Source organism: Parabacteroides caeci, assembly GCF_023656795.1.
Lineage (GTDB): Bacteria > Bacteroidota > Bacteroidia > Bacteroidales > Tannerellaceae > Parabacteroides > Parabacteroides segnis.
In genome coordinates, this window is record NZ_JAMOKT010000028.1 from 39558 (window position 1) to 64816 (window position 25259).

At 43.9% G+C, this 25259-nt stretch carries 19 protein-coding genes and 1 pseudogene; 15 read left to right on the forward strand and 5 right to left on the reverse strand.

Annotated features, from left to right (window positions below; genetic code table 11):
- Positions 1 to 336 precede the first annotated feature (336 nt).
- From NBH15_RS14965 to NBH15_RS14980, 4 genes are all read left to right on the forward strand, one after another.
- Positions 337 to 903 (forward strand): DUF3575 domain-containing protein, encoded by a 567-nt coding sequence (locus NBH15_RS14965; RefSeq protein WP_186959823.1) that lies wholly within the window; start codon positions 337 to 339, stop codon positions 901 to 903.
- Positions 904 to 910: 7 nt separating this feature from the next.
- A complete protein-coding gene (locus NBH15_RS14970) occupies positions 911 to 2419 on the forward strand; it encodes a DUF3868 domain-containing protein (protein WP_250822974.1) in 1509 nt (502 codons plus the stop codon).
- A 37-nt stretch (positions 2420 to 2456) separates the two neighbouring features.
- Positions 2457 to 4238 carry an Mfa1 family fimbria major subunit gene (locus NBH15_RS14975; RefSeq protein ID WP_250822975.1) on the forward strand — a complete coding sequence of 594 codons (1782 nt, stop codon included), beginning with the start codon at positions 2457 to 2459 and terminating at the stop codon, positions 4236 to 4238.
- A gap of 308 nt (positions 4239 to 4546) precedes the next feature.
- The gene (locus NBH15_RS14980; RefSeq protein ID WP_128135463.1) at positions 4547 to 5512 is read left to right on the forward strand and encodes a FimB/Mfa2 family fimbrial subunit; all 966 of its coding nucleotides are present in this window, start codon (positions 4547 to 4549) and stop codon (positions 5510 to 5512) included.
- Between the two features lie 533 nt (positions 5513 to 6045).
- On the opposite strand, the gene NBH15_RS14985 is transcribed toward NBH15_RS14980, so the two are convergent.
- The gene (locus NBH15_RS14985) at positions 6046 to 6318 is read right to left on the reverse strand and encodes an HU family DNA-binding protein (protein ID WP_007655130.1); all 273 of its coding nucleotides are present in this window, start codon (positions 6316 to 6318) and stop codon (positions 6046 to 6048) included.
- A 183-nt stretch (positions 6319 to 6501) separates the two neighbouring features.
- Here NBH15_RS14985 and NBH15_RS14990 point away from each other — a divergent pair, with 183 nt between their 5' ends.
- Genes NBH15_RS14990 through NBH15_RS15000 form a run of 3 tightly spaced genes read left to right on the forward strand, consistent with a single transcriptional unit; the run spans position 6502 to position 9183 of the window.
- Positions 6502 to 7212 carry a rhomboid family intramembrane serine protease gene (locus tag NBH15_RS14990; RefSeq protein ID WP_007655129.1) on the forward strand — a complete coding sequence of 237 codons (711 nt, stop codon included), beginning with the start codon at positions 6502 to 6504 and terminating at the stop codon, positions 7210 to 7212.
- Positions 7193 to 8071, forward strand: a complete 879-nt coding sequence (locus NBH15_RS14995; RefSeq protein WP_250822976.1) for a rhomboid family intramembrane serine protease — start codon at positions 7193 to 7195, stop codon at positions 8069 to 8071. Before NBH15_RS14990 ends, NBH15_RS14995 begins: the two co-directional genes overlap by 20 nt.
- Positions 8068 to 9183, forward strand: a complete 1116-nt coding sequence (locus tag NBH15_RS15000) for an endonuclease/exonuclease/phosphatase family protein (protein ID WP_350472272.1) — start codon at positions 8068 to 8070, stop codon at positions 9181 to 9183. The genes NBH15_RS14995 and NBH15_RS15000 overlap by 4 nt, the downstream gene beginning before the upstream one ends.
- Positions 9184 to 9241: 58 nt before the next feature.
- Here NBH15_RS15000 and NBH15_RS15005 read toward each other — a convergent pair whose 3' ends face one another.
- A complete protein-coding gene (locus tag NBH15_RS15005; protein ID WP_350472273.1) occupies positions 9242 to 9814 on the reverse strand; it encodes a DUF4468 domain-containing protein in 573 nt (190 codons plus the stop codon).
- Complete coding sequence (locus tag NBH15_RS15010) at positions 9802 to 10839, reverse strand: DUF4468 domain-containing protein (RefSeq protein ID WP_250822979.1); 1038 nt, start codon at positions 10837 to 10839, stop codon at positions 9802 to 9804. The genes NBH15_RS15005 and NBH15_RS15010 overlap by 13 nt, the downstream gene beginning before the upstream one ends.
- 170 nt (positions 10840 to 11009) lie before the next feature.
- Here NBH15_RS15010 and secDF point away from each other — a divergent pair, with 170 nt between their 5' ends.
- From secDF to hutH, 6 genes are all read left to right on the forward strand, one after another.
- Positions 11010 to 14033, forward strand: coding sequence for a protein translocase subunit SecDF (secDF, locus tag NBH15_RS15015; protein ID WP_250822980.1), 3024 nt, complete (start codon positions 11010 to 11012; stop codon positions 14031 to 14033).
- Positions 14034 to 14217: 184 nt separating this feature from the next.
- Positions 14218 to 16215, forward strand: coding sequence for a urocanate hydratase (hutU, locus tag NBH15_RS15020; RefSeq protein ID WP_250822981.1), 1998 nt, complete (start codon positions 14218 to 14220; stop codon positions 16213 to 16215).
- A 4-nt stretch (positions 16216 to 16219) separates the two neighbouring features.
- Complete coding sequence (ftcD, locus tag NBH15_RS15025) at positions 16220 to 17125, forward strand: glutamate formimidoyltransferase (protein ID WP_128135469.1); 906 nt, start codon at positions 16220 to 16222, stop codon at positions 17123 to 17125.
- Positions 17126 to 17128: 3 nt separating this feature from the next.
- The gene (gene hutI, locus NBH15_RS15030) at positions 17129 to 18379 is read left to right on the forward strand and encodes an imidazolonepropionase (RefSeq protein ID WP_128135470.1); all 1251 of its coding nucleotides are present in this window, start codon (positions 17129 to 17131) and stop codon (positions 18377 to 18379) included.
- Positions 18380 to 18421: 42 nt separating this feature from the next.
- Positions 18422 to 19045, forward strand: coding sequence for a cyclodeaminase/cyclohydrolase family protein (locus NBH15_RS15035; RefSeq protein ID WP_128135471.1), 624 nt, complete (start codon positions 18422 to 18424; stop codon positions 19043 to 19045).
- Between the two features lie 86 nt (positions 19046 to 19131).
- Positions 19132 to 20622, forward strand: a complete 1491-nt coding sequence (gene hutH, locus NBH15_RS15040; protein ID WP_250822982.1) for a histidine ammonia-lyase — start codon at positions 19132 to 19134, stop codon at positions 20620 to 20622.
- A gap of 935 nt (positions 20623 to 21557) precedes the next feature.
- Here the strand turns inward: hutH and NBH15_RS15045 are convergent.
- Positions 21558 to 21944, reverse strand: a pseudogene (locus NBH15_RS15045) (DUF302 domain-containing protein); the annotation flags it as partial.
- Positions 21945 to 22221: 277 nt separating this feature from the next.
- On the opposite strand from NBH15_RS15045, the gene NBH15_RS15050 reads away from it, so the two are divergent.
- Together NBH15_RS15050 and NBH15_RS15055 are read left to right on the forward strand one after the other, a co-directional pair.
- Positions 22222 to 22773: an RNA polymerase sigma factor gene (locus NBH15_RS15050; protein WP_007655089.1), complete on the forward strand. Its 552-nt coding sequence runs from the start codon at positions 22222 to 22224 to the stop codon at positions 22771 to 22773.
- Complete coding sequence (locus NBH15_RS15055) at positions 22770 to 24059, forward strand: outer membrane beta-barrel protein (RefSeq protein WP_250822983.1); 1290 nt, start codon at positions 22770 to 22772, stop codon at positions 24057 to 24059. The genes NBH15_RS15050 and NBH15_RS15055 overlap by 4 nt, the downstream gene beginning before the upstream one ends.
- 77 nt (positions 24060 to 24136) lie before the next feature.
- On the opposite strand, the gene NBH15_RS15060 is transcribed toward NBH15_RS15055, so the two are convergent.
- Positions 24137 to 25246 carry an Mrp/NBP35 family ATP-binding protein gene (locus NBH15_RS15060; RefSeq protein ID WP_250822984.1) on the reverse strand — a complete coding sequence of 370 codons (1110 nt, stop codon included), beginning with the start codon at positions 25244 to 25246 and terminating at the stop codon, positions 24137 to 24139.
- Between the last annotated feature and the right edge of the window lie 13 nt (positions 25247 to 25259).

Consider the following 25259-nt stretch of genomic DNA (forward strand, 5'->3'; position numbering starts at 1 on the left):
AGAGTGTTAATGCATAATATCAGAAACAACAATAGAATAGTAATTTGTTTGAGAAAAACGATCTTTGTAACTGAAAGAAAGAGTGTTATTTGGGAAATAATAGAGAAAGAAAAGAGTGAAACGAGTATTTAGTATCGAAAGAACTTATAATTGTTTCTACATATGTAATTTGGGATAGTTTATAATGATTGGGAAAGTAATGTTATTAATGGTTGTAAGAAAATATAAAATATATAAAGGCTTTATTTTCATCTTATTGCTGGTGACCTCTTCTGTATGTATTCCATCCAATACCAAATTAGATATTATTCAGTTAGGAAGTAAAAAATAAAATAGATGAAAAGAGCATTGATACTCCTGATTTTTATACTCGGATGCCTGACCATAGAAAGTAAGGCTCAGAAAATTGCGCTTAAAAGTAATCTTTTGTATGACGCAACTACAACGATGAATCTGGGATTGGAGTTTGGGTTGGCCCGTAAATGGACATTGGACATTCCGGTCAACTATAATCCGTGGAAACCAGACAATGGCAGGCGTTTGCGTCATTGGGGAGTACAGCCGGAAATTCGTTATTGGTTCTGCGAAAGTTTCAACCGGACGTTTGTCGGGTTGCATGCGCATTATGCCGATTTCAATGTTGGTGGATTACCAGGGCTTTTTAGCGAAAATATGCAAAAGAACCGGTATCAGGGGCATCTGTATGGAGGAGGTCTTTCGGTTGGGCATTCCTGGATATTAAAGAAACGGTGGAGTATAGAAGCCTCTATCGGTTTGGGATATGCACGTATAGAATATGAAAAATATCCTTGTGCGGAGTGTGGTTCCAAACTGAAAGATACCGGGCGGAACTATTTCGGTCCGACAAAAGCCGCGTTGTCAATTATTTATCTGATTAAATAAAAGAAGTATGATGAAAAGGAATATACAATTCATTATATGCCTGTTAGCTTTTACCTGTTTGAATGTTCTTCAGGTAAAGGCTCAGTCACGTTCTTATGAAGGAAATATTATTGTGAATCCCGTACGGTTGGAACAGGCGGGCGATTTTCTTTATATAGATATGGACATTGTCCTGAACGGGGTAAAAGTCAAATCAACCCGTGGGGTGGACTTGATTCCGCAGTTGATTTCTTCGGAAAAAGGCTGTAATTTGCCTAAAGTAACAATGAAAGGGAGAGATGAATACCGGGTTTACGAACGTTCGCTTTCTCTGATGAATGCGGCAGAGAAGGCTGGTTATGAAAAACCTTATATCGTTAAGAAAGTAAATAAACCGACAAACGAAACCATCCGGTATCGCTATATCCTTCCCTATGAATCATGGATGGCTGACGCTCATCTGGATATGCAGCGGGATGAATGTGGTTGTGGTGAGACGTTATTGATGAAGGTGGAGCCGGTTGCAGATCGAGTAACGCTGGAATACATACCGGAACCCTACGTCATAGTGCCTCATATGGCTTTTGTTAAACCGGTAGTCGAAGAGACCAAACGACGTGACATACAGGTGGAAAGTTTCCTTGATTTCGAAGTGAACAAGACGAATATCCGGCCCGAATATATGAACAACCCGCAGGAACTGGCAAAGATCCGTTCGATGATCGACGAATTGAAATCCGATCCGAGTGTCGAAGTGAAAGATCTGGATATTATCGGTTACGCATCGCCTGAAGGCTCACTGGCAAACAATAAACGATTGTCCGAAGGACGTGCGGTAGCGTTGCGCGATTATCTGTTGACCCGTTACGATTTCTCACGCAGCCAGTATCATACCGTCTTCGGTGGTGAGAACTGGGACGGTTTGGTGAAAGCGCTTAATGCCGGCGATATAGAATATAAAAATGAGATACTGGCGATCATCGATAATAATCCGGTCGACACAGAAAGAAAAACGAAGTTAAAACAGTTTCGGGGAGGGGTGCCTTATCTGTCTTTGCTGAGAAATGTATATCCGCGTTTGCGTGTTGCTGTTTGTAAAGTAAACTTTAATGTAAAGAATTTCGATGTGGAAGAAGCGAAGGAGGTAATCAAAACGCGTCCGCAGAATCTGAGCCTGAATGAAATGTTCATGGTTGCCAATAGTTATCCGGCCGGTTCGCAGGAGTTTGTCGATGTCTTCGAAGTTGCCGTACGGATGTATCCTGAAAATGAGATTGCCAATATGAATGCAGCAGCGGCAGCTATCCTGCGTAATGATCTGGTTGCAGCTGAGCGTTATCTGAATAAGGTAAACTCAAAAGAACCGGAATATATCAATTCGCTGGGTGTAGTCGCTTTATTGAAAGGAGACTATGACCAGGCCGGGGAATATTTGAAAGTAGCAGCTGATTCAGGGTTGGAAACAGCCAAAGATAATCTGAATGAGTTGGCGAAGAAAAAAGCGAATATTGCTGAGATAGAGAATAAAATGAGATAAATAAATGAGTAAAAATGACTAATTAAAATTGAGTGAAATGAAAAAGAAGAACTTCTTAATGTTTGCACTTGCATCTTTTATGTTTGCAGCGTGTAGTGAAAGTCTCCCGGATGGAGGAGAGGATGGTGGTGGTAACTCCAGTGCAGGAGGTGACGCCTGGGTCTCTCTGAATGTTGTGACAACGACAACTACCAAGGCTTTGCATGATCCTGATCAGGAAAATGGTACGGCTGATGAATCGAAAGTCAATACGATGATGGCTCTTTTCTTTGATAGCCATCTTACTGGATCGAATAATCCGGCATTGTTGACTAAATTGTCATGGGGGACGGGAGACCCTGAAATAGGAACTCCGGGACAGCCTGGCGGAACCCCGACAAAGGCTTTTAAAGTGGATAAGAATTCGAAAGCTTTTATGATCATATTAAATCCATCTTCTGATTTTACAACAAACGTGGCTTCTGCCAGTACATTCGATGACGTAAATAAAATTATTGCTAATACCAGTGTCGGTGCGGTTATCGGTGGTACAAATCAGAATAGCTTTATGATGACCAATGCCAAAGGCAAGCTGGAACCGACAACGATTACAGATGCAGGTAGTTCGGTTACTGTAACAGATAATGATCTGGTAACTTATGCGACTGCAGGTGAGGCGGAAGGCAAACCTTATAAAGTTACCGTAGACCGTGTAGCTGCAAAAGTACGTTTGTTTGCAGATAATAATTATCCGCAATCTACCCTTGATATTAATACTGTCGGATGGACATTGAATGTGACTAATAAAAAATACTACCCGATGTCTGAGAGAACTGAGACGTGGTTGGAAACAACGGCTCGTGGTTGTATCACTCCGTTTGATAAATGGCATTTTGGTTCTTACAGGGTAGACCCGAATTACGATGGGCAGAAAACGTCTATGGCGAATATAACAACCACTCCATATACGGATAATTATGCTTATTATACGCATGCTTCTGCACCATCCTGGGTCACTGCAACAGCTGACTCTACAGGTCCCAATGCCTCTAAGATCCCAGCTTTGTATTGCCTGGAGAATACGCAGGAAGAAAATGATAACTACCAGGCCTACACTACACATGTTTTGTTGAAGGTGGTAAGTCAGCCTAAAGGATTACAACTCCCGAATAACGGTGGAACTTATAATGGGACTACTAATAGCGATAACGATGTGGATGCTTCAGGAAAAGTTAATCCCGGAAGTGCTTGGATTAAAATTGGTACTGATGGATATTATTCTTACAAATTGGTAGTGAAGTACATTGAGGCAGAATTAACAGCAAAATATACAGACCAAGCTCCGGATGATTATCTTCAGACTTCGGTGACTAATGCATTTGGTGCGTATCTGGATTCGTTGGTAAAGTATTCTGTACCAAACGTGACTGCTATTACTCTTCCTACAGCTGCTGCATTTCAGGCTAAGCTTGATGATAATACCTATAGTAGTATAGCTGATGGAGCTCAGAAAATTGCTGCATCATTTGAGCAGGCTGGTGTTAAAACACATGGAGCAGCCGCTTATGGAAATGTGTCTTATTACGAAGGAGGAGAAGGCTATCATGTTATTATGATTAAGCATGATAATGATACGGATAACACGAACAATAAGCTCGGAGAGTTTGGCGTGGTGCGTAATTCTGTATATGATATTGCTATCAAGGATATAAAGACTCCGGGTTATCCGATAATTCCTGAACCGGATCCAGGCAAGAAAGATGAAGAAGAAGAAAGTTTCATCTCTGTTGAAATTGGCATCAATCCTTGGACCTGGTATAGACAAGAGATAGAATTATAAATTCGAAATCTTTTTAATATAAGAGGAGGTGTGTCAAAAGTCACTATCCTGTCATTCCGGGCTTGTCCCGGGATCGCATATTAATAATGTATATTAACCTGGTATGAGTTGGCGGCTCAAGTCCGCCATGACAAAACTGACTTTTGTGACACCCCCTTTATTTTTAGTAAAAGAGTTGCCGGAGACTTGATAAAACTCTGGGATTTATATTTGACGGAATAGATAGTTCTGTCCACTGAATTGGAAATAACGAGAAAAGAAGGAATATCTTTTCCTCTCTATATAGAATAATTAGAAAACTAAAAAATATGAAGCTAAAAAGCCTATTACGTCACATAGCCATGTGGTTTGTCCTTATCGGCTCCCTGATAATGACTTCATGCGATAGCTTTAACGAAGATCTGCCGGAGTGCCGTTTGTTTGTTAAGTTTAAGTATGATTACAATATGGAATTTGCTGATGCATTCCATTCGCAGGTGGATAAAGTGGAGCTTTATGTATTTGATAAAGACGGCAAGTTCCTGTTTAAACAAGCAGAGGAAGGGAGTACATTGGGAACAGGCAGTTATCTGATGGAAGTTAAGTTGCCTGTCGGACAATACCAGTTTATGGCATGGGCAGGTGCACATGATTCATACGATATAACATCGTTGCAGGCAGGTATTTCCTCCATCGCCGACTTGAAGCTACAGTTGAAACGTGAGGAAACACTTATCATCGATAAGGAACTCGAGCCGCTTTGGTATGGCGAGATTAATAACGTGGACTTTACCGGTACCACCGATCAGACGGAAGTTATCAACCTGATAAAAGATACCAATAAAGTACGGTTTGTTTTTCAGGGGAGCAATGAAGACTCCTGGGGGGTAGATGTGAATGCCTATACCTATGAAATAATCGAATCCAACGGTTATCTGGCACACGATAATTCGCTGCTTGGAGATGATAATCTTAGTTTCCGTCCTTATCATATCGAACAAAAGAATCTGGCAGCAGGCATTGTCGAACTGAATACGATGCGGTTTCTGGAAAATCGTAACGCACGTTTTGTGGTAACAGAGAAAACCTCCGGTAGAAAGGTGTTCAATATCAATCTGACCGATTTTCTGGTGATGACAAAAATCGAAGGGCATAATATGAGCGCTCAGGAATATCTCGATCGGGAGAGTGAATATAAGATTGTCTTTTTCTTTGCCGACAACGATCCCTGGCTGGTTCTTCAGATTAATATTAATGGATGGACCTGGTATTTCCAGCATGAGGGTGGTCTTTGATCGCGTAATTCATTCGATTTACTCTATTCGTGCTGTGCGGAGCGAATGGTCTGCAAATAGAGCGTATATATGTTTGACGTATTCTCGTTGTTGCGGAAAATGAAATTTAGGTGGCGATAGTTGCTTACAAAGAGGCTTTCCGGAGTCCCCGGGTGCGGCATGAGAACCATAAATGTAATGATAATTGATTGAAAAGCAGGATCTTTGTAATGTGATAGATGAAACGGGACCGAAGTCCCGTTATCATGTTTTGTTCGGAATAACAATACTAACCTGTGTAATCAGGTAAGTTTAATATTAATACTAGTGTGGGTTCCAGGGGGCAGTGATGTTCTCTGGAATTATTTTTATATCATATATTATGCGAAAAGAATATCATAATATATGAGAATGCAGTATCATAATATATGCGAATACTGTATCACAATATATGATAAAACAACATTCCAACAATGAAAGAATAAAGAAGGTGTTGTAAAACTGACAAATGACACTTTTGCAACACCTCTTCGAATATGAAAATATTCCGTTTCTTACTGAACCTTGTCGTTTAACTCTGCGCCGGGTTTAAATTTGATGGCTTTGCGAGCTGCGATTTCAATTGGTTGTTTTGTCTTTGGGTTAACGCCTTTGCGGGCTGCTTTTTCAGTTACGGAGAATGAGCCGAAACCTAGAAGAGCAATTTTCCCTCCTGCTTTCATTTCGTCGGATACTGTTTCAACAAAAGCATCTACTGCTTTCTTGGCATCAGCCTTACTTAAACCGGATTTTTCCGCTACAGCTGTGATAAATTCTGTTTTGTTCATGATGGATTGATATTAATATATTAAACAAATCTGTGATAGCCTAAAAGTCGGTTCAAATGTAGTTTTAATTTGATATTCTGCAAAGAAAAAATCTGTTTTTTTTATTGATTTACTATGTTTTAGTACTATTTGAAGGAAAAACAATCAAAATATATTTACCTTTGCCCGCAAATTGATATATGTATGATGAATCAAAATGGCTCCGGGTTCTTGAATAGTATACCGCCCGTTACAAAAAACCTTATCATTATCAACCTGCTATTCTGGGTAGCCAGTCTGGTGTTACCGAAAGTAGGGATTGATTTGGTGCAACTATTGGGATTGCACTTTCCGGGTGTGAAAGATTTCTACCCGTTTCAGTTTGTTACTTATATGTTCATGCACGATACGCACTCTTTTGCACATGTCTTTTTTAATATGTTCGGGGTGTATATGTTTGGACGTGTATTAGAAAATGTGTGGGGACCGAAACGTTTCCTTACCTTTTATCTCGTGACAGGTATCGGTGCCGGTATCGTACAGGAACTGGTATGGGCATATTCGGTTCAATCTTTTGCCAGTGCGAATGGTCTGACGCTGTTTGAACTGGTTCGTATGGATCCTTCATTGAATATGATGATCACGATAGGGGCTTCCGGTTCAGTGTTCGGTATCCTGTTGGCATTTGCCATGCTGTTCCCGAATGTGCCGTTGTTCCTGATGTTTATTCCGATACCTATTAAAGCTAAATATTTTGTTGTGTTTTACGGTCTGGCAGAACTATTTATGGGTGTTTCCAGTTTTGGTGGAGATACGGTCGCACACTTCGCCCATTTAGGCGGTATGTTGTTCGGCTTCTTTATGGTTCGCTACTGGAAAAAGAAAGATGCAGACAATGGAAAGTATTTTTACTAATCTGAAGAATACGTTCCGGGCAGGAAATATACTGGCAAAGCTCATATATATTAATGTAGGGCTTTTCATCCTGATCCGGTTGATGGGGGTGATATTTCTCCTTTTTAATATCCCCGGAATTTCCTTTTTGCAATATTTGCAGATGCCTTCTTCGCCGGAGTTGTTGATGTACCGGCCGTGGACGGTCATTACTTATATGTTCACCCATTTCGACTTCCTGCATATCCTTTTTAATATGCTTTGGTTGTACTGGTTTGGCGGGCTGTTTCTGACATTTTTCAGCGAACGGCAGTTGGGGGGATTGTACCTGCTGGGAGGTATTGCCGGTGCAATACTGTTTATGCTTGCTTATAATATCTTTCCGTATTTTCAGACGGTGGCTTCTTCAAGCTATCTGATGGGGGCTTCGGCTTCGGTGATGGCAATAGTTTTTGCCGTATCGTTCTACCGGAAAGATCTGGAGATAAATCTGTTCCTGATAGGGCGAATCAAGCTGATCTATCTGGCGCTCTTCACCTTTGTGATCGACCTGTTAGCCATTACTTCCGAGAATGCCGGTGGGCATATTGCCCATATTGGCGGTGCCTTATTCGGTATCTGGTTTGCCATGCGGATTAAAGAAGGAAAAGATTTGACGGCACCGATGAATCGCCTGTTGGATTGGGTGGTGAATCTCGGAAAGAGAAAACCCAAAATGAAGGTGACGTACAAACGTGCAGAAACCGATTATGAATATAATGCCCGTAAACACCGGGAATCGGCAGACCTTGATGCTATTCTGGATAAATTGAAACGTTCCGGATATGAGAGTCTTTCAGCTGATGAAAAAAGGCAATTATTTGACGCAAGTAAAAAATGAGTGAAGGATTGAAAACACTGAAGCTTTTATTCAAATCATTGTTCGTTCTTGCCAATGTTTTGATTGTCGTGCTGTTTGTTATTTCAGCTTATTCAGATCGTGTTTCTCCTGATACTATCCTAAGTTTTTCTTATCTGGGATTGGTTTTCCCTATTTTATGTGTCCTGAACCTTTGTTTTATCCTCTATTGGTTGTTTTTATGGGAATGGCGTTTCCTGCTGATCGGATTATGTTCTTTCCTGATCTGCTGGGGGCCGGTGAAAAAGTATTTCCCTTATCATAGCCGGACAAAAGATATTCCAAAGGAAAATGTATTGAAGGTGCTGACCTATAATGTGATGGCTTTTGCTTACCTGAACCATACGACGGAATCTCCTAATAAGATTCTCGAATATATTGCCGGTTCGGGGGCCGATATTGTCTGTTTGCAGGAGTATGCCGTGAGTAAATCCGACAAGTACCTGACATCGGCGAAGGTGTATAAGGCGCTTGATATGTATCCGTACCGTTCTGTTATTCCTATAAATAAGACCAGTTATGCGGATTATGGGATAGCTGTCTTTTCTAAATATCCGATCTCGAACAGCCGGAAGATAAAATATAAAAGCGATAGCAATGCTTCTTCTATTCATGAGTTGAATGTGAATGGGAAGAAACTGACTTTGATCAATAATCACCTGGAATCTTTTAAATTGACGATGGAGGACCGGAGCCGCTATACTGCTTTTATAAAAAATATCGGCACGGATACTTTCGATGGGATTAAAGGTGCGCTTGAACAAAAGCTGGGCCCGGCTTTTAAGATACGTGCCCGGCAGGCAGATGCTGTCGCAGAAGAAATATCAAAGGTAAAAGGTGATTATATCCTGGTTTGCGGTGACTTTAATGATACGCCGATTTCATATGCACATCGTACGGTTCAGGGACCTTTGGTCGATTCGTTTGCCGAATCCGGACAGGGGATGGGAATAACCTATAATCAGAATATGTTCTGGTTCCGCATCGATAATATATTGCATTCAAAGAATATGAAGTCAATGAACTGCACTATTGACAAGGTACGATATTCCGACCACTATCCGTTATGGTGCTATCTGAGTCTGGAAGAATAAAATAAGGGAACCCCTTGCCGGAATCCCCTTACATTAATATATATAGTCTGTTTGTTTTTTACTCGTCATTATCTGCTGCACTAAACACATCGGCAAATAAGTTTTCTGCAAAAAAGAAGGTCGCATTACAGAAAAGTAACGGATCTTTGATCAATGCGATTGTGTTGCTCTTTCCGTTGTTGGCAATAACGTTTTCGGCCGGATAGGTCTTATATTTCTTTTCGTTGTTTGGGTCGTATTGATATGAAATATCCGTCAGCTCTACATTATATTTCTCGTCGTGGCAATAGATTCTCATCTTGTACTTGACGATTGTTTTATCCGTATCGTTCAGAAGTAGCTCGACTTTTGAGTTGATAAATATCGTTCCTTTCGACTTGCTGGAATTGACACTCGACAGGAAAACATCTTTCCCATAATTCTTCTTGGCCCATTTGTCGATCGCTTTAAACAACTCGCCTTTCTTCACGCCTTCAACGTCTACTTCGTCGCTGTAGCAAACCTTCCCCTCTTTCATCGGGGCACACGACTCTACACAGCCTTTATGTCCCTGTGCCATAGCAAGAACGGGACATATCAGCAATAGCAGTAATATTGTTTTCTTTATCATTTTTGTATTTATCTGATCCATACGTTAAGTATCTCTCCAATAACGATTTTCTGTTGTCCTTCGCTTGACTCGCCCTGCTTAACGCACTGAATCATGAACCAGGTTTCCGTATCATCCTTTTTGGTGAAAGTGATCGTGTAGATGTCGTTATCTTTGACTGCTTTGTAGACTTCACTTTCCGGGCTGATAGAAATAGAAGCGATATTCTTTCCGAACATCTTGCCCATTTCCTTCCAGGTGGCATATCTCTCGATCAGATTCTCTTTATCTGCCGGTGTTACCTGCATTTTGCTATCCGGCAGCATATTCAATAATGTAGAAGGGATTTTATCCGGTTCGAAAGCCGATAATCCCTGACATACATCTGTGTTGTTGCCGACGGGAGCCTGTGCGATTTGCTGGGCAGGAGCTGCCGGTCTGACTGCTTGTTGTTGCTGTTGTACCGGAGTTGCAGGGGTAAGGGCATAAGCAGGTGTTACCGTGCCGGCCGGCTGGATACCGAATGCGGCATCGGCACTCTGGAACATATTTTCCGCAAAATCGACTGTTTTACGACGGAACTTGCCGTTACCGCGATTCAGTTTATCTTTCTTTTTGTTCAGTGCATATTTGTCTGTGATCCATTCTTCTGCTGTGTACTTTTCAGGTTCACGCTGATAGGATACATTGTATTCGTAACGGATGCCGGCCAGTTTAATTTTAGCAGCATTGTCTTCGCATTCGATGGTTACGCGGTAATCCATCAGTGTGCGGTCCAATGATAGGGCTGTGCTTTGGAATACCAGGTATTCTTCACCTACGGCAGCAATATCGCCTTTGTCCTTGTCAGAATAGACCAGTCGGCGTCCTTCTTCGCTAAAGAACTTTTCGGCCCATTGGTACATAATATCGTAAATCTGCCCTTTCGAAAGTGATGGCATATTTATCTCTTTGGTAAATACGACTTTGCCTCCTTCTTCAGGAATAGCACCGGCTAAATACTTTTGATCTTCCTGTGCTATAAGCAAGGAAGGAATAAATAAAAAGAATAATAATAGCTGTTTCATGGTCAATACTGTGTTTTTTTACAGGCAAAGATATATATTTGTACTTGAAATTAACTAAGAGAGTGACAAATAATTAATCTAATTACTATTTGACAAAGAAAAAAAGCCTATATTTGCACCCTGTGAAAAAACGAAAATAAATAATGTAATAACATAAACTCAAGATTCAAATGCAAAACAAAGGATTTGTAAGGGTCTTCGCGGTATTACTTACGCTTGTATGTTTGTTCTATCTATCGTTCTCATTTGTAACAAGATATTACAACAATAAAGCCGCTGAGTATGCAGGAGGGGATCCGTCGAAAGAGAGTCTTTATTTGGACTCATTATCTACTCAGAAGGTGTGGCTGGGCTATACGCTTAAGCAATGCCGTGAAATGGAAATTAGTTTAGGACTTGACCTGAAAGGCGGTATGAACGTCGTTCTGGAATTGAATGTGGCAGATGTAATCCGCTCACTTTCAAATAATAACCAGGATGAGAACTTCAACAAGGCTTTGGATTTAGCTTATGCTCGCCAGGCAACCAGTCAGAAAGACTTTATTGACTTGTTTGCAGAAGAGTACAAGAATCTGGATAATGGCGCACGTTTGTCTGCTATTTTCAGCACATTTGAGTTGAAAGATAAAATTACTCCGCAGAGCACAGATGCTCAGGTCGTTTCAGTGTTGAAAAATGAATTGAAGAGTGCTATCGATAATTCATTCAACGTATTGCGTACCCGTATCGACCGTTTCGGTGTGGTATCTCCTAACATCCAGCGTTTGGAAACAGCAGGACGTATCCTGGTGGAACTTCCGGGTGTAAAAGAGCCTGAACGTGTTCGTAAATTGTTACAGGGTAGTGCAAACCTGGAATTTTGGGAAACTTATCAGTTGCCGGAAGTTTACCAGCAGTTGGTTGCTGCCGACAATATTCTGGCTACAGTGTTGAAAGAGCATAACGACGAAGCAGCCGTAACTGAAACAGAAACTGTTTCTGCCGATGGTACTGAAACAACTGCTACGGAGACTGTTACAGATAATGCTGCCGCTACAAGCGAAGCCGATTCTCTGTTACAGCAGATCGCTCAGGATAAACCGGAAGCTCAGGCAAACCAGTCGATGGAAGAATTTGCAAAACAGCATCCGTTGTTTGCCTTGTTACAGATCAACCAGTATAACGGTCAGTTAGGTCGTGGTGCTGCCGTTGGTGTGGCTAACGTAAGAGACATTCCTAAGATCAACGAATATCTGGCAATGAAACAGGTGAAAGACGTGTTACCTCGTAACCTGTCTTTGAAATGGGGTGTTAAGGCTATCGACGAAAAAGAACAATTTTTCGAATTATATGCTATCAAGGTTACTAACCGTGACGGAACGCCTGCTTTAGGTGGTGACGTAGTAACTGATGCTAATGCAGACTTCGTACAGCAGGCCGGCCGTTCAGAACAGCAGGTTAGTATGGCCATGAACGCAGAAGGTGCTAAGGCATGGGCTCGTTTGACAAAAGAGAATATCGGTAAAGCTATCGCTATCGTTCTGGATGATATGGTTTATTCCGCTCCGAACGTAAATGACGAAATTACCGGAGGACGTTCTCAGATTACAGGTCACTTCACTCCGGAAGAAGCGAAGGACTTAGCTAACGTATTGAAATCAGGTAAGATGGCTGCTTCAGTACATATCGTACAGGAAGACGTTGTCGGTCCGTCACTGGGTCAGGAAGCTATCAGCTCAGGTGTTATCTCCTTTGCTTTGGCATTGATCCTGTTGATGATCTATATGTGTGCATTCTACGGAATTATTCCGGGTCTGATTGCAGACGGTGCATTGGTATTGAACATCTTCTTCACGATGGGTATCCTTGCTTCTTTCCAGGCTGTACTTACTTTGCCGGGTATCGCCGGTATGGTGTTGACACTGGGTATGGCAGTCGATGCTAACGTGTTGATCTATGAACGTACAAAAGAAGAGCTTCGAGCCGGTAAGTCGTTAAGCAAGGCTATTGCCGATGGTTACAGTAACGCGTTCTCTGCTATCTTCGACTCCAACTTGACATCTATCATTACAGGTGTTGTATTGTTCTACTTCGGTACAGGTCCTATCCGTGGTTTCGCTACTACAATGATTATCGGTCTGTTCGCTTCTTTCCTTACTGCAGTCTTCCTGACTCGTATCGTTTACGAAGCATTACTGGCTAAGGATAAACTGAAGAATGTAACATTCGTAACATCTATCACGAAAGATCTGTTGACAAATCCGAAGATTAACTTCCTGGGTGCTCGTAAGACTGGTTATCTGATTCCTGCCGGTATCGTTCTTTTGGGAGCAATCTCCATGATGACGATCGGTTTGAATAACGGTATCGACTTCACTGGCGGACGTAACTATATCGTTCGTTTCACACAAGATGTAAAAACGGATGAAGTTCGTAATATGCTGGACGAAAAACTGGATGGTGCTGTAAGTGTTATCACGATCGGTACACCGGACCAGGTTCGTGTATCTACCAACTATAAGATCGACGATGCCGATCCTGCTGTAGACCAGGAAATCGAATCATTATTGTTCGAAGGCGTTAAACCGCTGCTTCCGGAAGGAACAACATTGGATCAGTTCACAACAACTTATATCCAGAGTTCTCAGAAAGTGGGACCGAGTATGGCCGACGACATCAAGAACAGCGCTATCATGGCGGTTGTCTTCGCGATGTTCTGTATGGCTGCTTATATCCTGCTTCGTTTCCGCGACTGGTCATTCTCAGTAGGTGCATTTGCTTCAGTAGCAGTGACAACATTGTGTATCATCTCTTTCTATACTTTATTATGGAAAGTGTTACCGTTCTCTATGGAAGTCGACCAGACATTTATCGCGGCTATCCTGACGATTATCGGTTATTCTATCAATGATACCGTGGTTGTATTTGACCGTATCCGTGAAACAATCGGTCTGTATCCGAAACGCGATCGTTACCAGGTGATCAATGACGCTTTGAACTCAACGTTGTCCCGTACATTCAATACATCATTGACAACATTGGTTGTAGTACTTTGTATCTTTATCCTGGGTGGTAGCACAATCCGTAGCTTTACGTTCGCTATCCTGCTGGGTATCATCGTAGGTACATATTCTACACTGTTCGTTGCAACTCCGATTGCATACGAAATACAGAAAAGAAAGATCAACAAAAAAGCTGCCGAAGCTGCTAAGTAACAGACAGTTTTTATGAAATAATGAAAAGACCATCTCATTGCGGGATGGTCTTTTTTCTTGTTTACAATATGCTTCTAAACATATAGCCGAAATTGTCCGGTTGCACGGAAATATCTACCTTGTAGGCCACTTGCAATTGTTTTATTCTGACAAATTGTAAGTTTATTTTAAAACGTCATCAGTTATGGATATACATCTAGGTAGCCAATTGCCGGCATATCCTTCTTTTGTTGTCGGTATCCGCCGCGCCCCCGATCGCGGTTATTCCCTTACGTCTGCACAAACTGAAACGGCATTGAAAAATGCCTTAAGGTACATTCCGAAAGAACTTCATGAGACATTAGCACCTGAATTTATGGAAGAACTTCGTACCCGTGGAAGGATATACGGGTATCGTTATCGTCCGGAGGGTGATCTGAAAGCACGTCCCATCGATGACTATCAAGGAAACTGCCTGGAAGGAAAAGCTTTCCAGGTAATGATTGACAACAACCTCTGTTTCGACATCGCCCTTTATCCTTATGAGTTGGTGACGTATGGAGAGACAGGTCAGGTCTGTCAGAACTGGATGCAATACCGGTTGATCAAACAATATCTGGAGATCATGACACAGGAGCAGACCTTGGTGATCGAATCGGGCCATCCGCTCGGTTTGTTCCGTTCCAGGCCGGATGCTCCCCGGGTAATTATCACCAATTCGATGATGGTCGGCATGTTCGATAATCAGAAGGACTGGCATGTGGCAGCCCAGATGGGGGTTGCCAACTATGGTCAGATGACAGCCGGAGGGTGGATGTATATCGGACCGCAAGGTATTGTGCATGGAACCTTCAATACGCTCCTGAATGCCGGTCGCCTTAAACTCGGCATACCGCAGGATAAAGACTTGCGGGGACATCTTTTCGTCTCGTCCGGGTTAGGAGGAATGAGCGGGGCACAGCCGAAAGCGGCTGTTATTGCCGGTGCTGCCTGCATTGTGGCGGAAGTGGATCGATCGCGAATAGAAACACGCCATTCGCAGGGATGGGTCCAGTTGGTTACAGATAACGAGGCCGAGGCTTTTCGCCTGGCAACGGATGCTTGCCGTGCCAAAGAGCCTCTTTCGATTGCTTATCATGGGAATATTGTAGACCTTTTGGAATATGCCGCATCGGAATCTATTCCTATCGACTTGCTGAGTGATCAGACTTCGTGCCATGCTGTTTATGAGGGTGGATATTGTCCCGCAGGAATCTCTTTCGAAGAACGTACACGTTTGCTTTCGGAAGACCAGGAAACGTTTTGTGCCCTGGTGGACCGTTCTTTGCGCAGACATTATGAAGTGATAAAACGGTTGGTAGATGCCGGAGCCTATTTCTTTGATTACGGCAATTCATTCCTGAAAGCAATTTATGATGCAGGTGTAAAAGATATATCCAGGAATGGTATCGATGAGAAAGATGGTTTTATCTGGCCGTCTTATGTGGAAGATATAATGGGACCGGAATTATTTGACTACGGCTACGGTCCTTTCCGCTGGGTTTGTCTGAGCGGGAAAAAAGAAGACCTGGTCAAAACCGACCATGCCGCCATGGATTGTATCGATCCGGACCGGCGGGGACAGGACCGTGATAACTATAACTGGATACGCGATGCCGAAAAGAACAATCTGGTAGTAGGCACACAGGCCCGTATCCTTTATCAGGATGCCGAAGGCAGGCTGAAGATTGCACTCCGTTTCAATCAGATGGTCCGTGACGGAGAGATCGGGCCGGTGATGCTCGGACGCGACCATCATGATGTCAGCGGGACAGACTCGCCTTTCCGGGAGACGTCCAATATCTACGACGGAAGTAACGTGATGGCCGATATGGCCGTACAGTGTTTTGCCGGAAATGCAGCCCGCGGAATGAGTCTGGTAGCCCTTCATAACGGTGGTGGTGTCGGTATCGGTAAAGCGGTAAACGGAGGATTCGGTATGGTTCTCGACGGAAGTAACCGTGTCGACGAAATATTACGTTCCGCCATGTTATGGGATGTAATGGGCGGTGTGGCGCGCCGTGCCTGGGCACGTAACCGGCATGCTCTGGAAACAAGTGAAACATTTAATAAGAATAATGAGAATCAGTATCATATCACTCTTCCTTATATTCCGGAGGAAGCATTGATACGGAAAACAATAAAGACCTCTTTAAATACTTGAATTTATGAGTAGTTGGAATAGAATTATGGAGTGTGTCCCCAATTTTAGTGAAGGTAGGGACTTAGGGAAGATAGAAAAGATTATTGAGCCGTTCAGAGCCAGGCAAGGAGTAAAACTGTTGGATTATAGCAATGATGAAGATCATAACCGCCTGGTAGTTACTGTAGTCGGTGAACCGGAGGCATTGAAAGCCGCCCTGTTGGAGGCTGTAGGACAGGCAGTCGCTTTGATAGACCTGAACCTGCATAGCGGACAACATCCGCGGATGGGAGCAGTCGATGTGATCCCGTTCATCCCGATCAAAGGATGTACAATGGATGAAGCGATTGCTTTATCTAAAGAAGTTGGTGAACAGATTGCAACCTTATACCAGGTTCCTGTGTTTTTATACGAGAAGTCGGCAACCGCCCCTCACCGGGAGAATCTGGCAGCAGTCAGGAAAGGTGAGTTCGAAGGGATGGCTGAGAAGATTAAACTTACAGAATGGCAGCCGGACTTCGGACCGGCGGAGCGCCATCCGACAGCCGGTACGGTTGCTGTTGGTGCCCGCATGCCGCTTGTTGCTTATAATGTCAATCTGGGTACGGCCGATCTGAATATTGCCAGCGATATTGCCCGTAAGATTCGTTTTATCGGCGGCGGCCTTCGTTATTGTAAAGCAATGGGAGTCGAACTGAAAGAACGGGGTATCGTGCAGGTCTCGATTAATATGACCGACTATACCCGTACTGCCTTGTACCGCGCTTTTGAACTGGTGAAGATAGAGGCTCGCCGTTATGGTGTTCCGGTCGTTGGTAGTGAGATTATCGGATTGGTTCCGATGGAAGCATTGATTGATACAGCTTCTTTTTATTTAGGGTTGGAAAACTTTTCCATGAACCAGGTGTTAGAAGCTAGAATAATGGAATAAAACATGAAAGGAGATAAATTACTGATAAGGAACGCATCGCAAGTTGTAACCTGTTCCGGTTTTGAAGCAAAAAGAGGTACGGCAATGTCTGATCTCCATATTATAGAAGATGGAGCAGTGGTTGTTTCCGAAGGTGTTATAACGCATGTCGGTCCGACAAAAGAAATAGTACGTCAGGTAGATCCGGACGAATACCTGGAAATCGATGCCAGTGGAAGGGCGTTGCTTCCCGGGTTTGTGGATAGCCATACCCATTTTATTTTCGGTGGTTATCGTGAAGAAGAGTTTTCCTGGCGGTTGAAAGGTGATAGTTATATGTCGATCATGGAACGTGGTGGCGGTATAGTCAATACGGTCAATGCTACCCGTGAATGTGATTTCGAGCAACTGTGGAGTATCGGTTATGAACGGCTCGACGAAATGTTGGATATGGGCGTAACGACGGTGGAAGGTAAAAGCGGATATGGCCTGAACTTCGAAACCGAACTGATGCAACTGCGTGTAATGGCAGACCTCAACGAGGAACATCCGGTCGACGTCGTGTCCACTTATTTGGGGGCTCATGCCATTCCCCCTGAATATACCCATCAGACGGATGATTATATTACTTATATAATCGAACAGGTCCTGCCGGAACTTCGCTTGGAGAGAACGGTTACTTTCTGTGATGTTTTTTGTGAACAGGGAGTATTCTCGGTAAAACAGAGTGAACGTTTGTTACGTGCCGCCCGAAGTCAGCGGTTTAAGTTGAAGATGCATGCCGATGAGATCGTATCTATTGGAGGTGCGGAACTGGCGGCCCGTCTGAAGGTTGTCAGTGCCGATCATTTGCTGCACGCTTCGGATGAAGGCATCCAACGGCTGGCACGTAGCGGGGTGATTGCTACCTTGCTTCCGCTTACGGCCTTTTCATTGAACGAACCTTATGCCCGTGGTCGTGAGATGATTGACGCCGGTTGTGCAGTTGCACTGGCTACCGATTATAATCCCGGCAGTTGTTTTTCCTGTTCTATCCCGATGCTTTTCGCTTTGGCGTGCATTCAGATGAAACTGACTCCGGAAGAAGCGGTTACCGCTTTGACGATCAACGGGGCGGCGGCTTTGGGGCGTGCCAACAAGATCGGCAGTATAGATGTAGGAAAGAAGGCCGACCTGATCTTGCTGAAATATCCGTCTTATAAATTCCTGCCTTATAATGTGGGAATGAATATCGTGGATACGGTGATCAAGGACGGAATCATTTATATGATCTGAGAAACAGTTTATTCATTGTTTAATACCTTAAATATAAATACCATGCTTGTAGACTTGACAATTAAAGGATTTCTGGCGGAGACAGCCAGTAACGCACCGGTTCCGGGCGGCGGAAGTATTTCAGCCTTAAACGGTGCTATCGCTACCGCATTGACGGAGATGGTTGCCAACCTGACCATCGGGAAAAAGAAATATGCCGATGTAGAAGGGCAGATGAAAACGATCGCTACGGAAGCTGCTCTGATCCGTGAGCGCCTGATCCGCGACATCGACCGTGACAGTGAAGCCTACGATCGTGTGTTTGCTGCCTTTAAACTTCCGAAAGAAACGGAAGAGCAGATCGCTGAACGTGCCCGGGCCATTGAAGATGCCACGAAAGAGGCGGCTATTGTCCCTATGCAGGTTGCCGAAGAGATCGCGTCTGTGATGGAAACCGTCATTTATGTGGCACATAAAGGAAACCGGAATGCCGTTACCGATGCCTGTGTTGCCATGATGACTGCCCGTACCTGTGTCTTGGGAGCCCTGCTGAACGTACGTATCAACCTGGCTTCCATCAAAGACGAAGCTTTTGTGAAGCAGATGAAAGTGAAAGCCGACCATCTGGAATCGGAAGCGATCCGTATTGAAACGAAGTTACTGGATTGGGTTAAAACCATTTTATAATGTGCCAATATGCTAATGTGCTAATTGGGGAAGAGTTTTCCTTTATTGGCATATTGGCACATTGGCAAATTAAATAATTATTAATTATGAGCAATGTCTATTATGTAGGTTCCGAACCGCTGACATTCGACAGCATAGAGTTGATCCTGACTCAGAACATGAAGCTCGAGTTAAGCCAGGAGGTGCGCGAACGCATCCAGCGTTGCCGCGACTACCTGGACCGGAAAATCGAACAACAGGATGGTCCGCTTTATGGCATTACAACCGGTTTCGGCTCGTTATGCAATAAAAATATCTCGCCTGACGAACTGAGTACCTTGCAGGAAAATTTGGTGAAAAGCCATGCCTGTAGTGTCGGTGACGAGGTGAGTCCCGTTATTGTCCGGTTGATGATGCTGCTGAAAGCACATGCTTTGTCTTTGGGCCATAGCGGTGTACAGGTTATTACCGTACAACGTATCCTCGATTTCTTTAATAATGATGTCCTGCCGATCGTTTATGACCGGGGCTCCTTGGGAGCTTCCGGCGATCTGGCTCCGTTGGCGAATCTCTTCCTGCCGCTGATCGGAGTGGGAGATGTCTATTATAAAGGAAAGAAGCGCGAAGCGATCAGCGTATTGGATGAGTTTGCCTGGAAACCCGTACGCCTGAAAAGTAAAGAGGGACTGGCTTTACTGAATGGAACGCAGTTTATGAGTGCAAATGGCGTTTTTGCCTTGATGCGTGCCTTTCGTCTTTCCCAAAAGGCGGATACGATAGCGGCCTTGTCTTTGGAAGCCTTCGACGGTCGTATCGATCCTTTCATGGATTGTATCCAGCAGATGCGTCCTCATCCGGGACAGATTGAAACAGGAGCAGCTTTCCGCCGGTTGTTGGAAGGAAGCGAACTGATCAACCGGAAAAAGGAACATGTGCAGGACCCTTATTCTTTCCGTTGCATCCCGCAGGTTCACGGAGCGACAAAGGATGCGATCAATTACGTTTCCGGTGTATTGCTCACGGAAATTAATTCGGTGACGGATAATCCGACCATCTTCCCGGAAGAAGACAAGATCATCTCGGGCGGTAATTTCCATGGTCAGCCGCTGGCCATCTCTTTTGACTTTCTGGCCATCGCTTTGGCTGAATTAGGAAATATATCCGAACGCCGTGTCGCCCAATTGATCATGGGACTTCGCGGTTTACCGGAATTTCTTGTTGCCAATCCCGGGCTGAACTCCGGTTTTATGATTCCGCAATATGCCGCCGCAAGCATGGTTAGCCAGAATAAGATGTATTGTTATGCCTCCAGCAGCGATTCGATCGTATCCAGCAATGGTCAGGAAGATCATGTCAGCATGGGGGCCAATGCTGCAACCAAACTGTTCAAGGTGATGGATAACCTCGATCATATCCTGGCGATTGAATTAATGAATGCGGCACAGGGAATGGAGTTTCGTCGTCCGGCCAGGACTTCACCTGTCCTTGAAAAATTCCTAAGAGACTTCCGGAAGGAGGTCCCTTTCATAGAGGATGATATTGTAATGTACACGGAGATCCATCGTACAGTAGCTTTCCTGCGGAGGTATCCGTTGTAATTGTACCTACTTTTCCCTTGATGGAAAAGTAGGCAAAAGATCAAGGCTGCACCGGCTTCACTGCTTCGGTGAAAGACTTCGCTGTCGCATCTGAACTCGCTACGCTCAAACAGCAGATGCTCGGGACGCTCTGTCTTCCCCCTTCGCGGACGTTCATCCGCTGAGGCCTTGACAAGAACGCTTAGCGTTCTCTTAGGATGGCCGATATCGGTTGTTGTTTTGCGACCCTGTGTCAAGCACGGGGGACAGTGTCTCGTTACCGTGCTTGACACGGTATCGCAGAAAAACAAGCTGTATTGGCTATCCAAGAGGAAGCTCTGCTTCCAATAAAAGTTTTCAGAAAAAATACCTTCATTTGTTCATCGTTTCATTCTGCTTATTGATTATCAATATATATTGCATGAAGGAAATGAAGAAAACATGCGACTCCCGATTTCCAGGTTACGATATTTTTATACATGAACGGTTTCTGCCAGGTAGTATCGGCAAGTAGATTTTATTGTTTTTGTTCTATTCCGGTAAGGGGTTATCTCATATCCTTTTAACATGATACTACTCATTCTTTATTGTTAAAGTCTCTACTCCTATGTTATCTCCCATCTGTCAAACGCTTGTTTGTGTATAGTCGAACGCTTATTCTACAGCTGTCAAACAAGCGTTCGATATCTGAGAAACAAGTACCCGTAAAAGACAAAAGAGATAAGTCATACTTATTGTTCGTTTAGTATTATATAACCTTGCATCTTATCTGAAATATCTCAGACTGACAGTGTACTTTGTCGGAAAATCTGCATTTAGATGAAGGATATAGTAAAAAAACATGAAGATTTATTACTTCGGATTGATGTTTTATTCATATTATTCATTGTTAATGTTTTGGTAATCAGTTATTGATGTGCCGAATGAATAAATGAAGGAATTTTTTCTGAAAACTTTTATTCTGGTGCGGAGATGTCTGTTTTGCCGGTAGATTGATTGACAATCTTTTCCAGTAATTCCTGCATCTTTCCGATAACCGGTTCTTTTTCCAGCCCATATTCCGATGCCAAGCGTTCCATTTGAGGGAAAGAAGTCCAAACTTTGCCGTTCTTGTCTTCCCAAACAGAAATTTTAAGAGGTAACTCGATGGAGATGCCCGGGTTTTCCTGCATCAGCTTTGTTCCCACCTTCGGAGAACCGAAGACAATTACCTGGTTAGGACGTAAATCTAACCCTACTTCTTCTGCGTTTTTCTGATGATCGAATTTGGCGAATACCGGGATATCCATTTTCTGAAGGATTTGCTCGATCCGTCCCATCGTTTTGTCTACACTGAATTTGCTTGCCTGATTATTCATATTACGTTCTCCTTTTTGTGCCAGCACCACTCCTGCAAACAGGAGCCCTGCCAGAATAGATAAATACTTTCTCATGTTACATCTTTTATTATAGATCATTCTTTTACAAAAATAGCGGAATGAGATACTTTGTAAGATAACAGTTTTGCCTGTTGATTTGTCAATTTTCCGTATTATTTTACTACTTTGGCTGAAAATTTTTGAAATCGCATGCAGTATTCCCGCAGTCATTACATTTATATAATAAACACGCGCGGCGTTGATGGGTGAAGCAGAACTGATAAAGCAGTGTATGCGGGGTGTGAATGCAGCCCGTAAAGAACTCTACGATACTTATGCGGAACAAATGTTAAGCATTTGCTTCCGGTACACAGGAGGTATGGACGTAGCTTACGATCTGTTGCATGACGGATTCTTGAAAGTATTCTCCTCTTGCTCAAGTTTTTCGTATCGCGGAGAAGGGAGTTTGAAAGCGTGGATGAGCCGTATATTTGTAAATACGGCATTGGAGTACCTTCGGAAAAAGGATGTCCTCAAACAAGTAGTCCCCCTTGATATTATTGCTGAGACAGAAGAAGAGCCTCCGGAGGAGATCGAACAGATCCCGACATCGGTCCTGATGCAATTCGTCCAGGAGTTACCAACGGGATATCGCACCGTGTTTAACTTATATACATTTGAAGAACGAAGTCATAAAGAGATTGCCGAGCTTCTGCATATAAACGAACGATCATCATCGTCGCAACTGTGCCGGGCAAAAGCAATGCTGGTAAAGAAAGTAAACGATTACATTCAGAAACAAGCCGGAAGATGAAAATGGAAGATAAATTAATAGAGGAATACCGGAATCGGTCGGTTGAATACCGTCTGCCGTTGCCGGAGGATGGCTGGGAGAGGCTGGAAGCTGCGTTCGCTTCGGCTCCTGCTGAAGTTCGTCGCTTCCCTTATCGTTGGTTGGCGGCAGCAGTGTCTTTTTTGGCAGTTTTAGGTTCTGCTCTTTACTTTATGGGGATAGATAAAGAGATAGAGCCGGTCTTGTCGGATATCGTTCTTCCTGCGGAAAAAGTGGAGAGTCCGTCTGTGCCGGTAGAGCCGATCAAACCGCAGCCGGTAGTGAAAAAACTGGCGGCTACAGTGAAAACGGCTGAACCGCAGTTGCCTGACTTGTCGCAGGTTGTATCGGAGGTTTACATGTCTATTTCCGCTTATTTTCATGCGGAGATAGGAGAAGAGCATGCGACGGAAAGTAATTCGTACAATAACCGTTCCGTAGTGGAAAGCGGGCAGTACGAATATGTTCCGGAGAAGAGTTACGAGCCGTTACCGGTAAAACCGACTCTTTCTGCTAAAGGATGGAGTTTTAGTTTGTATGCCGGGAATATGTTTGACCGCTATTCCTCTGCCACAGGAGGATTGCAGATGTTTAACGCGGCAACCCGTTCGGATGTAAGTGTGAATAATAACCCGGGTTCAGGGACATTTGATGACTACATGAAAGAGGTGGCGTCGAATGCTCCTAACTTCCGGGATCCGGCAGACTTTACAATGTTTGAGAAGATTGCCGCCGCGAATTATCAGAAATCGACCGGCACGAAGATGAAGCACAGATATCCTCTGTCTGCCGGCCTTTCGGTTAAGAAGCGGATAAGCGACCGATTGTCTTTGGAGAGCGGGTTGATTTATACCTTCCTTTCTTCGGAGTTGACTGCCGGTGAAGGTGATTTCTATAAACAGGAACAACGCCTGCATTATCTGGGAATACCTTTGAAGGTGAATTATACGATCTGGAAGAAAGACCGTTTGTCATTCTACGCTTCTGCCGGTGCTATGGCGGAGATGTGTGTGGATGGCAGTCTGAATACGGATTATTATCTGAATAACGTCCGTCAGCGTAAAAGTAAGACAGACCTTGATGTTGATAAAGTACAGTTTTCTGCTTTAGCAGCGCTTGGCGTACAATATGATATAGCAAAACCCATTAGTATCTATGCCGAACCCGGTATCGCCTATTATTTTGATGATAAGAGTGTGGTTGAGACGATCCGGAAAGAGCAGCCACTCTGTGCATCGGTGCAGTTCGGGGTTAGATTTGCTTTTTGATGACTAGGTGATGTTGATTTCCTGTACAGGAAAAAAGATGAGCAGAGTTTCCGACGGGAGGCTCTGCTCTTTCTTTTTTAGTTTTTACTAACGTGTACCCGTTGAGTGGGTGCCATGTTTGTATTGCGGTAGTTGATCTGTTCGACCACATTCTCTGCCAGTTCGCGGAAAGCTGCCCCGGTGATCGTGTCGGGATTCAAAGCGACAGGTGTTCCGTTGTCGCCTCCTTCGCAGATACTCTGTACGATGGGGATTTGTCCTAACAGGGGGATATTCAGCTCTTCTGCCAGACGTTTGGCTCCTTCTTTTCCGAACAGGTAATATTTGTTTTCAGGCAGTTCGGCAGGGGTGAACCAGGCCATGTTTTCAACTAATCCTAAAACGGGGACATTGATCTTTTCTCCGGTAAACATGCTGATGCCTTTGCGGGCATCGGCTAAGGCAACTTCCTGAGGGGTACTGACAACAATAGCACCGGTGATAGCCAGTGTCTGTACCATTGTCAGATGGATGTCGCTTGTTCCCGGTGGCAGGTCGATCAGAAAATAGTCGAGATCGCCCCAGTTGGCATCGCCGATCAGCTGCTTCAAAGCATTGCTAGCCATAGCTCCGCGCCATAAAACCGCATCTTCCTTGTTTACAAAGAAACCGATTGAGAGTAGCTTTACTCCGTAGTTTTCTGCCGGTTGTATCAATTCGCGGTCGTCTACCTCTTCCATATAGGGACGGGCATCTTCTACATTGAACATCTTAGGCTGGGAAGGACCAAAGATATCGGCATCCAGCAAACCTACCTTATAGCCGAGTCCTGCCAGGGCTACAGCCAGGTTAGCGGCAACCGTACTTTTACCTACGCCTCCTTTACCGGAAGATACGGCGATGATATTTTTTACCTGCGGAAGTAGTTTGTCCGGTTCGGGGCGTGCTGCCTGGCGTGCCAGAACTTCGATGTTTCCTTTGATGTCGACATCTTCGCCGACATAAGTCAGGATAGCTGTCTCGGCTGCCTTTACGACTGATTTGATAAACGGATCGTTGGGTTTCTCGAAAAGGAGGGAGAAGCTCACTTTATTACCTTCGATCCGTATGTTGTCTTCTACCATGCCCATTTCGACAAGGTCTTTTCCTGTACCCGGATAGCGCACTTTTGCAAGTGCGTCCATGATAAGTTTAGGATATATAGCCATAATATGATTGTAT